Origin of the sequence: Paraburkholderia sp. BR10923, from assembly GCF_040948765.1 — a bacterium.
GTDB lineage: Bacteria > Pseudomonadota > Gammaproteobacteria > Burkholderiales > Burkholderiaceae > Paraburkholderia > Paraburkholderia youngii.
This window is the reverse complement of the sequence record NZ_JBFPKO010000020.1, coordinates 33256-46974: the sequence shown is the minus strand read 5'-3', so window position 1 is coordinate 46974 and position 13719 is coordinate 33256. Positions and strand designations below refer to the sequence as shown.

The window sequence follows — 13719 nt, the reverse complement described above, 5'->3', positions numbered from 1 at the left end:
CATCCGGACCCGCTTTCGATAGCGCGTCGGCGAAGCATCTATTGCCGTTCGATCCTGCCGCCAATGCGGCAGCTTCCAAAGTCGAATCGGCCATTGCGACGGAGTGAGATTCCGACATGAAACTGACTACTGCACAGCCCGCTCGTCATCCCCATCCGACGGCAAAAGCGACCGCATTGGCCTATCTGGTATTCGAGCGACCGGACCTCGAACAAGCGGAGCATTTTCTCAACGACTTTGGGCTTCAAACGGTATCGCGGGACGAGGCGCTGCTTCTTCTGCGTGGCACGGACGCTTCGCATTTTTGCCATGTGGTGCGTAGGGCGTCGAAAGCGCGGTTTGTGGGGTTCGGCCTGCAAGTCGGCAGCCGCGAGGAGCTTGATGCGCTGGCGAAGCTGCCGGGCGCGTCCGATGTAGAAAACTCCGCGCTACCGGCCGGCGGCTACGTGGTGCGGCTGACAGACCCTTCCGGTTTCGCTATCGATGCGATATGGGGCCAGGCACCCGCGTCAGCGTTGCCGCACCGCCTGCCGTTGCCATTCAATTCAGTCGATGCCACCGTTCGCGTCAACGATACGCAGCGACCGCCCGAGCGCGCTCCAGAGGTCATCCGGCTAGGGCATGTCGTACTCGAGCTCGCCGACTTTCAGGAAACCTGCGGGTGGTACACGCGGCACTTCGGGTTCATCCCTAGCGACGTACAGGTGCTTCCCGACGGCTCGCCGGCGGTCGCATTCATGCGTCTCGATCTTGGCAACAACCCGGCCGATCATCACACGCTAGCGCTTGCTCAGGGATTCGCCGCGACTTACAGCCATAGCGCTTACGAGCTCATCGACGCGGACGCGGTCGGTATGGGCCAGCGCGTTCTGCGCGACGGTGGCTGGACGCACGCGTGGGGGATCGGCCGACATATCCTGGGCAGCCAGATTTTCGACTACTGGCAAGACCCGTGGGGCGACAAGCACGAACACTACTGCGACGGCGACCTGTTCACATCCGATGAGCCGACGGGAATCCATGCCGTGAGTCGCGAGGCAATGGCTCAGTGGGGGCCGACCATGCCGCGCAGCTTCACGAAGCCCAGATTCACGCCCACGAGCGTTGTGGTGCTGTTCAGAAACCTGCGTCGCTGCCCTGACCTGACTCTGAGCAAGCTGCGAACGCTGGCAAAGATTTTCGCCTGACCCCAGGCATCCCTACTGATCCGGAGAATTGAACAATGGCACTTCACGTCCTGCATTATCTTCATCATGGCCGTGCCCAGTGGGGCGTGGTCGCGGAGGGCGCCATCACGCCGATTCCAGGCGAGTACGAGTCGACCGCCGCGTTCATCGAGGCCAATCCGGTGGAGCGGCTCATGATACTCAGCGGTCCATCGATTCCCGAATCGGAAGTGCAGTGGCTGTCACCCGTGACCACCAACCAGCAGTTCATCTGCCAGGGCGCGAATTACCGCCAGCATATGATCGAGTCCGGCATGGACCCGGACGTCAAGAAGTTCAACATGATTTTCACGAAGGCACCGAGCTGCATCGTTGCGGCCGACTCGGCCATCGTGAAACCACGCGCGGTGCGGTTCCTCGACTATGAGATCGAACTCGGTCTCGTGCTCAAACGCGATATCACCTCGGCTGAAACTGTCACCGAGGAAAACCTGCACGAGTACATCGCGGGCGTAGTGATCGTCAACGATTATTCAGCGCGTGATATCCAGATCCCGCAGATGCAGTTTTACAAGGGCAAGAGCTTTCGGACATTTGGCCCTGTCGGCCCTTATCTTTGCCTGCTCGAGAAGCATGACATTCCGAAGCTCAAAGAGCTCGTGCTGACGCTGACGGTCAACGGAACCGTCCGCCAGAACGACACTGCTGCTGGCCTTGTCTATGGCCCGGCAGAGACTCTGACTGAGCTTTCCCGCGTGCACGACCTGCGCACGGGTGACCTCCTTGCAACCGGCACACCATCTGGATGTGCGCTAAGCATTCCTTCACCGGAGAAGCAGCGCGCTGCGGCGCAGTTGTCCGAAGAGGATAAATGGCGGCTTTTCCTGAAGATGCAGGAGGACAGGCCTCAGTATCTTCAGGTGGGAGACGTTGTCGAGGCATGGATTGTCAGCCTCGACCGCTCAATCAACCTGGGCGTGCAGCAAAACGTCGTCGTTGAAGAGGCAGTATGAAAGACGCCGCAAAAGGACAGGATGTTCTCGCTATCGAAGCATCGGGAAAACTGCCGGAGCTTCCGTCGAGCACCTACGAAATGATCTGCAGGGGCGCTGCCATCAATCCATCGGCGCCCGCGCTTTCCTTCTTTCGAACAGCCGATGACTATGCCAGCCCGGAGTGCTGGACGTACAGCGACCTGTTGCGTGATATCACGCGCACCGCAAACATGTTTTCGCGGCTGGGCGTGGAAAGGGACACGGTCATCGCCTATGTGCTGCCGAACCTGCCAGAGACACACTTCGTGATCTGGGGAGGCGAAGCGGTCGGAATTGTCTGCGCGATCAATCCATTGCTTGAAAGCGAAGCCATCGGCGAATTGCTGAAGGCATCGGGTGCCAGCGTACTCGTAACGCTCGCGCCGTTCCCCGGGACTGAACTATGGAAAAAAACGCAAGCGGTGTTGCATCATGTTCCCGCCATAAAAGATCTGGTGCTCATTAATCTGGCCGATCGGATACCGGGAGAAAAAGGATTAGAAGCCCGGATCCTGCAACGCGGCGAAACTGCAAGCCTGCATGGCAAAGGCGGCGTGCGCAGCGCGGTTCCAGCGCAGATCCGGGTCCATGATTTTGGCACCGCAATGGCGAACGAGTCCGGAATATCGCTCGACGACTCGTCCCCGGCGCGGATCGACGATATCTCATCCTGCTTCTGCACGGGCGGCACCACGGGACTGCCGAAGATCGCGATGCGCCGGCACCGTAATGAGGTTGCCAATGCGTGGAACGCCGGTCGGTTTCTCGGCGAAAGCATCGGTCCGGGCAAAACGATATTTTGCGGACTGCCGCTATTTCATGTGAATGCCGTGATGGTGACAGGGCTACTAGCGTTCTCACGCGGCGCTCATGTCGTTCTCGGCACACCGCAAGGTTATCGCGGCGACGGTGTTGTAAAGCGTTTCTGGGAAATCGTTGAACATTACCGCATCAATTTCTTCAGCGGTGTGCCAACGCTCTATGGGTCACTGCTCGAGGTTCCAATTGGCGAGCACGATATCAGCTCGCTTGAGTATGGGCTGTGCGGTGCCGCGCCGATGCCAGTCGAGTTGCTTCGCAATTTCGAGCATCGCACGGGGATCAAAATCCTCGAAGGCTACGGACTCACTGAAGGCGCCTGCGTGAGCAGCGTTAATCCGCCGCGTGGTGAACGCAGGGCGGGCTCGATTGGCCTTTGCCTTCCCGGTCAGGCTATGAAGGTCGTGGTGGCCGATGAGGCCGGCCGGTATATGCGCGATTGCGCGGCAGAGGAAGTCGGCCAGTTGGTGATCTCCGGACCGAATGTGTTCGTCGGGTATTCCAGGCCAGAGCAGAACAGTGGGATCTGGATGGACCTCGGCGACGGCGAACGTTGGCTTAATACTGGCGATCTCGGGCGCCGCGATGCCGACGGGTACTTCTGGCTAACGGGCCGGAAAAAGGAGTTAATCATCCGGGGCGGCCACAACATCGACCCTGCGGCTATCGAAGAAGCCTTGCATCGTCATCAGGCGGTACAGATCGCCGCCGCGGTGGGCCGGCCCGACGCGCATGCGGGCGAGTTGCCGGTTGCCTATGTCCAGCTCAAACCAGGCGTCACGACAACCGAAGCGGAACTAGCCGCATTCCTGCGCGCCAGCATCAGCGAGCGGGCTGCGCTTCCTAAGGCAATCCGTGTCATCGATACGATGCCGCTGACAGGCGTCGGCAAGATCTACAAGCCGGCGCTGAAATGGCGAGAAATGGCGGACGCATTGCGATCCGCACTCGTTGAGGCCGGCGTCAACGATGCAGCGGTGAGTATCGTCGAAGACACCGCTCGCGGGCTGACGGCTCATGTCGAGCTCAACAGCGTCGAGCTCGAAGAACTGGCGCGCGCGACGCTGGCGCGCTTTCCATTCGGCTTTTCGCTGTCCGTCGCGGCGAGCCCGGGCGGTAACGCGGGTCGCGCCTGAACGACAGTGGCATTGGTTGTCGAGCAAGAGCAGTGGCTTTTGGTTGGAGACGAAGATGGGTATTGCATCGGACGCGACGTTGCGATCGCTTGTTGAAAAATGGCTCGGCCCCGTTTCGGCAACGCCGCTGCGGATTACCCGATCGGGTCGCGCGCAGTCGAATCAAGGAGTCTACGTACACATCGAACTGGTTCTGCCGGGGGAAAGGGTTGGCCTGTTCTTCTTTCGGCATTCTGATGGTTCGTGGCGGGTGTTCCCGCCGGAGGCTGCGCGCCCGTCAATGCGCGTTCACTGACATAACCGGTTATCGAGATCGCGTCGGAGTCTCACGCCAGGCATAGACCTGTAACCGGACGCTGTTTCTGGCGGCACGAGGAAGAAGCGCGGTGGAAGGTATCAGAAGAGGCGCGCGAAATCGCGTCATTTCATTTAGTACGACTGCATAAGAAACGGGCCTGATGTCGTTCGATGCAATCGAACGAGAGCCATGCCGACACCAGGCGGTCACGGGCGCCCCATGCAGCGCCCTGACCGGTACGCAACAAAAAAAGTATTCAGCCAATGAGACAGGAGAAGACACTTGATGAAAGACAGGAGAACGGTTCGATCCGCTGGTTTTGCGGTGTGCCTCTGTGCGGCCGCGCTTGCTGGTAATGCGAACGCCCAGACGGCTGGGAGCTTTACCGTGGCGACCGGATGGCTCCACGTCGCGCCACAGAGTAGTGCAACGCCGCTGACCGTGGAAAGCGTGGGTGGGATGACAGTGAACCAGCAACTGCCCGGTACTGGGGCGCACGCGACGTCCACGGACACAATTGGGATCACGACCGAGTACTACGTCACCGACCACATCGGCGTTGCGACGCTCATCGGGCTCCCACTGACGGTGGATCTGGTCGGGGATGGCGCGCTCGCGAAGTATGGCACTCTGGGCTCGACGCGGCCGATTCCGCCCGCGCTTGTCTTTCGATATCACCTGCTTTCCGCCCAGTCAAAGTTCCGTCCTTTCATCGGGCTGGGCGTGAACTATACGTGGTTCACCCAGGTGCGTACGACTAACAGCCAATTTGTCACTGACAGTCTGGGACCGGGTGGCTCGGCGCACGCATCCCTCAGTTCGTCCTGGAATCCGGTATTCGAGATCGGGGCTTATTACGCGATGACGAACCACTGGTCAGTAGGAGCCAGCGTCGGTTACGTTCCCGTAAAGACTCACCTTACGCTGGACGGCACAACGGCTAATGGGACGCAAATCGTTTCGAAATCGACGATCCGTCTCAATCCGGTAAATGTTTTCCTGAATGTCGCTTATACCTTCTAGCCCGCAAGGACAGCATTTCAGACGCCGGACAAGGCGGAATACGTTCAACCAGTTTTGAGGTTCAAATGCACAACAAAACGAGGAAATGCGATCATTCGATACACGCTAATGACGCCCCGATGGACGTAACGCTGCGGCGTACGGTTCCGGTTGCGCGCGTGGGAATAATGGTTGTGCAAGCGCTTTGGCCATCTCCTGCTTCAATGTTTCATCTCGGGTGAAACCATGAAGCGACAAGTGCTCAAATCGATTCTGTTCGCGCTGCCCAAAGTACTCGACCTGACGGCACGCCGCTTTCCCGCCTATCGTCAGCGCCTCAAGGAGCGGGACATCGTCGCCCAGATCGGGCTGATGGACCGGAGCCTCGGCCGCGTCGTCGAAATCAGGAACGGTCGCATCCGATCGCGCGCTTGCACAGGTTGGCAAGCCGACGTGAGCATTCTGTTCAAAGACGTCGGCACGGCCCTGAAATTCCTTTCCCCACGGCAGGACCATGCTGAAATCATTCATGCGGCAAAGAACTTCAAGGTGGTGACGGAAGGCGACGATGAACTGCTGGTGTGGTTCATGCAAACGCTCAGTATGATGCAAACCATTGGACTGCCGATGGGCACGCCAATGCGGGACGGCACACGCCGGTACACGACCTGCACGAACGGTGGCCCATTGTTCGTGTACGTGAAGGATGGTCGCATCATTCGGGTGACGCCCATCGATCTGGACGGCAAGGACGCCGCCAGCTGGGAAATCGAGGCGCGCGGGCGCCGCTTCAGCCCACCACGGCGAGGCCTCGTTGCGCCGCACGCATTGGCGATCAAGTCGCTTGTCTATTCCGACAAACGGATTCTTCGTCCGTTGAAACGCGTTGATTTCGACCCTGAGGGCGAGCGCAATCCGCAGAACCGCGGCAAGTCGGGCTACGTGCCGATCAGCTGGGACGAGGCGCTGGACATCGTCGCGAAAGAAATCAACCGGCAGAAGCGTGTTCACGGTCCCGGCTCGATTACGTTCCCCATGTCGTCGCATCATCAGTGGGGGAACGTCGGCTACTACCTCAGCGCGCTCACCCGCTTTGCCAATCTGATTGGCTTCACTCGGGTTGCCGCGAATCCGGACAGCTGGGAAGGCTGGTACTGGGGTGCGATGCATCACTTCGGCAACTCGATGCGCGTCGGTGTGCCGTCAGGCTATGGCGGCATTGAAGACTGCCTGAAGGAGGCGGAAATGATCGTCTTCTGGTCTTCCGATCCGGAAAGCACTAACGGGGCGTATGCGGGATTCGAGGGTACGCCGCGGCGCCTGTGGGCCAAAGAACTGGGCATCGAGTTCGTCCACATCGACCCACACTGCAATCCGACCTCGCAGTTGCTGGGCGGGCGTTGGATTCCCATTCGACCGCAAACCGATGCGGCTCTCGCGACCGCGATCATGTACGTTTGGGCCGTGGAGGGCTTATACGACGAGGACTACGTTGCCAACCGCACGACCGGCTTCGACGAGTGGCGCGCCTATCTGCTGGGCGATACGGACGGCGTGCCGAAGACGCCCGAATGGCAACAGTCCGAGACCGGCGTGCCCGCCAAGGATGTACGGGCGCTCGCTCGCCTGTGGGGAAAAAAGAAGGTCTATCTCTCTGTCGGCATGACAGGCGCGGGTTTCGGTGGCGCAGGGCGCGGCGCGACCGGGGCGCAATGGGCTCGCTGCATGATCATGATGATGGCGATGCAGGGATGGGGTAAACCGGGCGTCAATTTTGGGTGTCTGCAGTTGGGTGCTCCGCACGACCTCCACTTCTATTTCCCGGGCTACGCGGACGGCGGGATGTCCGGCGACCTCGCGTGGACCGCCAATGCCGTAAACAACTATCAGCGCATGCCGCACATCCTGACCATGAATCCCGTCAAACAGATGGTCCCGCGGCAGCAGCTACCCGATGCCATCATCAACGGCCATGCGACGGGATACCTGTGGGACGGTATGTCTCAGGAAGCGCAGTTCGCGCCGTTCAGCTACCCGATGCCGGGGTATTCACCGATCCACATGATCTATCGCTATGGTGGCTCTTCTTTCAGTACCGTCACGAAGTCCGGACGCTGGGCCGATGCTTATCAGCATTCCAGCATCGAGTTCGTGGTGAACCAGTCGATCTGGATGGAAGGGGAGGCGCAGTTCGCCGACATCATTCTGCCGGCCTGCACGTCGCTCGAGCGATGGGACATCGGCGAGTGGTCGAATTCGGGCGGCTATGCGCATCATGGCTTCAACACCGTCAATCATCGCATGGTGACGATGCAGCACAAATGCATCGAGCCTTTGGGCGAATCCCGCTCGGACTACGATATCTTCGCTGCGATTCTGACCCGTCTTGGCCTGGGCGGCGTGTTCACCGAGGGCTGCGGCGAACTCGATTGGGTCAAGCGGGTATTCGAATCGTCGGATCTGCCGGATCACGTTTCTTGGCGCGAATTCTGCCGCAAGGGCTATTTCGTCGTACCGCCCGAAAAGCCGGAATTGCGCCATCCCGTGGACATGCGCTGGTTCGCGGAAGGTCGTCGCAAGGATCTGCAAGAACCGCATCCCATGCCGTCGCAGTATGCCGAAAAATTCGGCATGGGCCTGCAGACGCCGAGCGGCAAGCTCGAGTTCATACCCGAGTTGCTGAAGCGGCACACCGCCGACAACCCCGAGCGGCCCGCACTGAACCGGTATATCCCGTCGTGGGAAGGTCTGCGCTGCGAGCGGGCCGGGCGCTATCCGCTGCAATTAATCGCAACTCACAGCCGCTACAGTTTTCATACCCATTGCGACGGCAAAAATTCGTCAGTCAACAGCGTCGAGGATCATCGTGCGCTGATCGGCGGGCATCGCTTCTGGCTGCTGAGGCTCGGGTTCGCAGACGCGGCCGCGCGGGGCATTGCTCATCGTGACCTCGTCAAGGTCTACAACGACCGCGGCGCCGTAATCTGTGCGGCTGATGTATCTGCTCTATTGACCCCAGGCGTGGTCAAGTCATACGAGGCGAGCGCGGAATTCCAACTGATCGAAGTGGACGGCGAACGTGTCGAGATCGGCGGCTGCATGAACATGCTCACGCCCGACCGCTCGCAAACGGCAGGCACCAGCAGCATGAGTCCGAACTCATGCCTCGTGCAGGTCGAAAAATGGAAAGGCGCCGATGCGTTCCTGCTCGGTCGTGCAGCGTGAGGAGAAACGCCATGAGCAAGTGGAATCTGGTTATCAAGGTCGGGCGCTGCGAAAACTGCCAGAACTGCGTGATCGCCGCTCGCGACGAGCACGTTGGCAACGAGTTTCCCGGTTACTCGGCACCGGCTTCGGCCGATACCGAAAGCAGCATTCGCATCATGCGCCGCGTACAAGGCGATTCGCACATGGTCGAGACGACGTACCTGCCAGTGATGTGCAACCACTGCGACGACGCACCATGCATGCGTGTAGGCGGCGACGCCATTCGCAAGCGCGCCGATGGCATCGTCATCATTGATCCGGACAAGGCGCGGGGCAGAAAGGACATCGTCAAGGCCTGTCCATACAAGGCGATCGTATGGAATGAAGCATTGCAACTGCCGCAGACATGGATCTTCGACGCCCATCTGCTGGATCAGGGTTGGCAGCACCCGCGATGCGAACAGTCCTGCCCAACGGGCGTTTTCGAAACCGTCAGGCTCGATGACGCCGCGATGGCAGAGAAGGCAAGACGGGAAGGACTCAAGGTTCTGGAACCGAGACTAAAAACCAGTCCGCGCGTCTGGTACAGCGGCCTCGATCGTTGGGAAACCTGCTTTATCGGCGGCAGTGTCAGCGCGCAGGTGGGGCAGGTCGTCGAGTGTGTCGCTGATGCGGCCGTTGCGTTGTACTGGTGCAATCGGAAGGTGGCCGAAACCGTCACCGACGCGTTCGGCGACTTCCGGTTCTCGCGGCTCATCAAGGATAGCGGCCATTATCGGATCGAGATTCGTCATGCGCTGGGCAATGCGTCGCGCGAATGCGTGTTGGGCGAGAGCGTGTATGTCGGCGAGATCGGCCTCGTTCAGTCGACGAATGCGGTTGAGGTCGACTGATGCCGGCGCTGTGTATCCATCCATGAGACTGGTACGCCTGACACGCGCATGCAAAAAAGAGCAGACGCGAGAGCGCCTGCTCGACGCAGCGCGCCGTTCGTTCATCGAGCGGGGCCTGGCAGCGACGAGTGTGGAACACATCGCCGAGGCGGCCGGTTACACGCGTGGCGCCTTCTATTCAAACTTCAGCAGCCAGCTGGAACTGCTACTCGAATTGTTGCAACGCGATGTAGAAAAGACGTGTGCGGACTGGCAGGCGATCATCAAATCGCCTGGCGCGCCGGACCAGGAAAAGGGTCGCGCACTCGCGCGTCTGAGTTGCGCTGAATTCGACAATGATTGCTTCCCGCTGTGGGTCGAAGCGGGCCTCCTTTCATCCCGCGATAGCACGGTTCGGGAGCGGGTCACCGGGCTGCGGCAAAAGAAGCTGGCGAAGCTGGCTGCGTGTCTGTGCGCAGGCGCGCGTCCAGGCGACGGCGGCTGGCCTGCTCAACCTGAAGCGCTCGCGGCGGCCCTCCTCAGCCTCTGCGACGGCATGCGTTTCTTCCGGCTGTGCAATCCGGAAGGAATGACGGACGATTCGATTCGAGCCATTTTGGCGGCCTTGTTTTCCTGCACTTCGTCAGGTCCGGTACTGGAGAATCTTGAGTCGCTGGATGATGCCGGTGCAACGGTCCGCTTCCACGTACGCTCTTAGATCAATACGTTAGGGCGGGTCGTTTACATTGATCTATCGCAAAGCATTAGCGGGCCTGGCGAGGATACTCGTGAGAATCACAAACTCACTGAGGAGCGACTGATGGCTCAATTCATGAAAGCTGCGGTAGTCCATGCCTTCGGCGAGCCGCTGCGGATAGAAGAAGTGGCGGTTCCTGCGCCCGCTGCGGGTCAGATTCTCGTCAACGTGAAGGCGTCCGGGGTCTGCCACACCGATCTTCATGCCGCCGATGGTGACTGGCCGGTCAAGCCTCGCCTGCCGTTCATCCCTGGTCACGAGGGTGTCGGATATGTCGCGGCGATTGGCGCGGGAGTCACGCACGTGAAGGAAGGCGACCGCGTTGGCGTGCCGTGGCTCTATACCGCATGCGGTCACTGCGAATACTGTCAGACGGGCTGGGAGACGCTTTGCCACGAGCAGCAGAATACCGGCTATTCCGTGAACGGCAGCTACGCCGAATATGTGGTCGCCGATCCGGACTACGTAGGTCATCTACCGAACGGGGTCGCGTTTGACGAAATCGCGCCGATCCTCTGCGCCGGGGTCACCGTATACAAAGGCATTCGGGTCACGGACACCCGGCCCGGTCAGTGGATCGCCATCTCGGGCATCGGCGGCCTCGGTCATGTCGCGGTCCAGTACGCCGTCGCGATGGGCCTGCATGTCGTTGCCGTGGATGTCGCGCCCGACAAGCTGGAACTTGCGCGCAAACTCGGTGCGCAAATCACCATCGACGCCTCGACGTCCGATCCTGCCAGCGAGGTCCAGAAACAGATCGGTGGCGCACATGGCGTTCTCGTGACCGCTGTCTCGCGCGGTGCGTTTGCGCAAGCGCTCGGCATGGTGCGTCGCGGCGGTACCGTCGCGCTGAACGGCCTGCCGCCCGGCGACTTTCCGCTGCCGATTTTTTCCACGGTACTGAATGGCATCACGGTTCGCGGTTCCATCGTGGGCACGCGTCGCGACCTGCAGGAATCGCTCGATTTCGCGGCCGACGGAAAAGTGCGCGCACATATCCACCATGAGCGGCTAGAGAACATTAACGAAGTGTTCACCGCATTGCGCGAGGGCAACGTCGACGGCCGCATCGTACTCACTGAACTTTGAATGAGCCACTGCCTGGTGCCGATATCGCGCGCCGTGCGCGTCCAGTTGACGGTTCATCGCTGACCAAATGACCGACGGCATTGATCCACGTCAGCTGGGCTCGGTGCTGCACGAGTAGTCTTCACGAGTTGCACGTCAATCGGTGCGCGCGTGCGAGTCCTCCCGCGAGACAGCCGGGGCGACTGCGCGCGCCCTCAGCCAATGTCGCGCTGAAATGGGCCGCAGACCTTCCCAGGGGCGGAGGGCGACACCCGAAAATATATCTCCCAACCGACACGGCGCAATGCGCGGACCGACCGCCGTTCGCACGGCGTCATCCGGACGTTTGAGATCAGCTCAGCGACAGGAAGCTCGCGCGAACCTCGGGCGAGCACCCTTGTGGATGCTGCGAGGCGGCGAAGTTTCCACCCTGTGGGGAGGCGGTTACGGTGTGAAGGTGGGGCATGAGGCTCTTCTTGCGCCAAGGTGGGACTCAGCCGAACGTGAACGCGTAAGCCAGCACGCCCGGGTCGAGAAACGTGATTTCGAAGGTGCGTTCGCCGCTGCCATGGGCTTGCCGCACGAGCTGGTAGAGACGCTGCCCGGTGACCGTTCCGTTGCCATTCACATCGATGTCCGTGCCGCGGTCGGCACCTGGCGCCTTGCCGTCGATCAGCACGCGAAAGCGCACGGGCTGGCCGTCGCCGCCGGGCCCCAGCACCATATGCAAGTCACGGCCACGGAAGCGATAAACAATGCGTCCGTCAGGGCTGTCAAGCCGCGCAGTTTCGTCGCCCACCAACCAGCGCCCGTCGAGCGACCACTGGTTGACCTTCAGGGTCTGGGCCGCGTGATACGTAGCAGTCGCGTCCTGCGCCACCGGCCCACCGGCGAAGTTCTGTGCGCGTGCGTAGCCCACGTAGGTTTCCGGCGAGCGATTGGCATCGCCCGAGCTGGCGGCGGCCTGTGCGACCTGCGCGACCGGTTGCACGTAGCCGTCAGGCAGGTTCTTCTGGCCGGCCTCGGCGAGCAGCCGGCGGATCACGTCCTCGCTTTGCTTGTAGTCGCCCTCGCCAAAATGGTGGTGACGAATATGCCCCTGCGGGTCGATGAAGTAATGCGCAGGCCAGTACTCATTGCTGAAGGCCTTCCAGATGGTGTAACCGTTGTCGAGTGCGACAGGGTAGTTCACGCCCAGGTCCTTCACGGCGTGGGCGACGTTGCCCGGATCTTTCTCGAACGCGAACTCGGGCGCGTGCACGCCGAGCACCACCAGGCCGTAATCCTTGTACTTGTCAGCCCAGCCCCGCACGTACGGCAGCGAGCGGATGCAGTTGATGCAGGAGTAGGTCCAGAAGTCGACCAGCACCACCTTGCCGCGCAGCGACTGCGCCGTGAGCGGTGGGCTGTTGAGCCACTGGGTGGCGCCATCGAGCGCGGGCAAATCGCCTTCCACTGGCAGCGTATCGCCGGCCTTCACGGCGATCTGCACGAGAGGCGCAGGACGCGCCGCGTCGATCAGCTTCTGTTCGATGCCGCCCGTGCTGGCCAGCGACACGCGTGTCAGCAGCCCGGTATCCAGCCCCAGCGCGATGGTGGCCACACCCGCCAGCACGGGCACGCCAAGGGCGCGGCGCACCCATTCGCCCGCGCCCAGCGAACGCTTCATCAAGGCGAAGACGCGTCCGCCAATCAGCAGCGCCAGCGCGAGCGAGGTCGCCGCGCCCGCCGCGTAGGTGAGCAGCAACAACGTTGTCTGTACGCTGGCGCCTTTGAGGGCCGCACCCGTGAGCAGCAGGCCCAGGATCGGGCCCGCGCAGGGCGCCCACAGCAGCCCCGTGGCCACGCCCAGCCCGGCCGCCGAGAGTACCGAATCGTCCTGGCTCCCGGTGCGCTCGGTGAGCTTGTTGCCAAGCACCACGAACGGACGGGTGATCCATTCGGCGACGCGCTCCGACAGCAAGGTCAGGCCAAGCACGGCGAGCACGGCGAGGGCGACGAAGCGGCCGTACTGGTTGGCGCGCACGGCCCAGCCGCCGCCGACGGCGGCCAGCGTGGCGACCACGGCAAAGGTCAGCGCCATGCCCACTAGCATCGGCAGTCCATTGCGCGCGAACGGGCGGTCTGCTCGCGAAAATACGAAAGGTAGCACCGGCAGGATGCACGGACTCAGAATGGTCAATGCACCGCCGAGGTAGGCAAGGATCAGTAATAGCATGGTGGGGACATCCGTGAAGGGTTGTGGTCATGTGCCAAGCTGAGTGGCATGCACCTGCGATTGACGCGATTTGAGAACCACCGTGGCTATCTGCGATGGGGCGGGCCGACTGGCGACGTTGTCGGCCGTCGGCGCAAAGCCG

At 61.1% G+C, this 13719-nt stretch carries 10 protein-coding genes; 9 read left to right on the top strand and 1 reads right to left on the bottom strand.

What is annotated here, in order from left to right:
* The first annotated feature begins 116 nt into the window (after window positions 1-116).
* The 9 genes from AB3X94_RS29455 (at window position 117) to adhP (ending at window position 11380) form a co-directional block, all read left to right on the top strand.
* The gene (locus tag AB3X94_RS29455; RefSeq protein ID WP_368613440.1) at window positions 117-1187 is read left to right on the top strand and encodes a VOC family protein; all 1071 of its coding nucleotides are present in this window, start codon (window positions 117-119) and stop codon (window positions 1185-1187) included.
* A 35-nt stretch (window positions 1188-1222) separates the two neighbouring features.
* Window positions 1223-2179 carry a fumarylacetoacetate hydrolase family protein gene (locus AB3X94_RS29450; RefSeq protein ID WP_368613439.1) on the top strand — a complete coding sequence of 319 codons (957 nt, stop codon included), beginning with the start codon at window positions 1223-1225 and terminating at the stop codon, window positions 2177-2179.
* The gene (locus AB3X94_RS29445) at window positions 2176-4155 is read left to right on the top strand and encodes an acyl-CoA synthetase (RefSeq protein WP_368613438.1); all 1980 of its coding nucleotides are present in this window, start codon (window positions 2176-2178) and stop codon (window positions 4153-4155) included. Before AB3X94_RS29450 ends, AB3X94_RS29445 begins: the two co-directional genes overlap by 4 nt.
* A gap of 55 nt (window positions 4156-4210) precedes the next feature.
* The gene (locus AB3X94_RS29440) at window positions 4211-4450 is read left to right on the top strand and encodes a hypothetical protein (RefSeq protein ID WP_368613437.1); all 240 of its coding nucleotides are present in this window, start codon (window positions 4211-4213) and stop codon (window positions 4448-4450) included.
* A gap of 288 nt (window positions 4451-4738) precedes the next feature.
* On the top strand, window positions 4739-5476 hold the full coding sequence (locus tag AB3X94_RS29435; protein ID WP_176110430.1) for an OmpW family protein: 738 nt from the start codon (window positions 4739-4741) through the stop codon (window positions 5474-5476).
* Window positions 5477-5701: 225 nt separating this feature from the next.
* Window positions 5702-8680, top strand: a complete 2979-nt coding sequence (locus AB3X94_RS29430; RefSeq protein WP_368613436.1) for a molybdopterin-dependent oxidoreductase — start codon at window positions 5702-5704, stop codon at window positions 8678-8680.
* A gap of 11 nt (window positions 8681-8691) precedes the next feature.
* Window positions 8692-9555 (top strand): 4Fe-4S dicluster domain-containing protein, encoded by an 864-nt coding sequence (locus AB3X94_RS29425; protein ID WP_176106307.1) that lies wholly within the window; start codon window positions 8692-8694, stop codon window positions 9553-9555.
* Window positions 9556-9577: 22 nt separating this feature from the next.
* On the top strand, window positions 9578-10252 hold the full coding sequence (locus tag AB3X94_RS29420) for a TetR/AcrR family transcriptional regulator (protein WP_368613435.1): 675 nt from the start codon (window positions 9578-9580) through the stop codon (window positions 10250-10252).
* 102 nt (window positions 10253-10354) lie between these two features.
* On the top strand, window positions 10355-11380 hold the full coding sequence (gene adhP, locus AB3X94_RS29415) for an alcohol dehydrogenase AdhP (RefSeq protein WP_176106305.1): 1026 nt from the start codon (window positions 10355-10357) through the stop codon (window positions 11378-11380).
* 472 nt (window positions 11381-11852) lie between these two features.
* Here the strand turns inward: adhP and AB3X94_RS29410 are convergent, their stop codons facing one another.
* Window positions 11853-13577 (bottom strand): cytochrome c biogenesis protein DipZ, encoded by a 1725-nt coding sequence (locus AB3X94_RS29410; protein ID WP_176106304.1) that lies wholly within the window; start codon window positions 13575-13577, stop codon window positions 11853-11855.
* Between the last annotated feature and the right edge of the window lie 142 nt (window positions 13578-13719).

Bases quoted from the DNA above. Each gene is read 5' to 3' on its own strand.
- AB3X94_RS29410 (WP_176106304.1), bottom strand. From the start codon at position 13,577: ATGCTATTACTGATCCTTGCCTACCTCGGCGGTGCATTGACCATTCTG.
- AB3X94_RS29455 (WP_368613440.1), top strand. From the start codon at position 117: ATGAAACTGACTACTGCACAGCCCGCTCGTCATCCCCATCCGACGGCA.
- AB3X94_RS29420 (WP_368613435.1), top strand. From the start codon at position 9,578: ATGAGACTGGTACGCCTGACACGCGCATGCAAAAAAGAGCAGACGCGA.
- AB3X94_RS29450 (WP_368613439.1), top strand. From the start codon at position 1,223: ATGGCACTTCACGTCCTGCATTATCTTCATCATGGCCGTGCCCAGTGG.
- AB3X94_RS29430 (WP_368613436.1), top strand. From the start codon at position 5,702: ATGAAGCGACAAGTGCTCAAATCGATTCTGTTCGCGCTGCCCAAAGTA.
- AB3X94_RS29435 (WP_176110430.1), top strand. From the start codon at position 4,739: ATGAAAGACAGGAGAACGGTTCGATCCGCTGGTTTTGCGGTGTGCCTC.
- adhP (WP_176106305.1), top strand. From the start codon at position 10,355: ATGGCTCAATTCATGAAAGCTGCGGTAGTCCATGCCTTCGGCGAGCCG.
- AB3X94_RS29445 (WP_368613438.1), top strand. From the start codon at position 2,176: ATGAAAGACGCCGCAAAAGGACAGGATGTTCTCGCTATCGAAGCATCG.
- AB3X94_RS29425 (WP_176106307.1), top strand. From the start codon at position 8,692: ATGAGCAAGTGGAATCTGGTTATCAAGGTCGGGCGCTGCGAAAACTGC.
- AB3X94_RS29440 (WP_368613437.1), top strand. From the start codon at position 4,211: ATGGGTATTGCATCGGACGCGACGTTGCGATCGCTTGTTGAAAAATGG.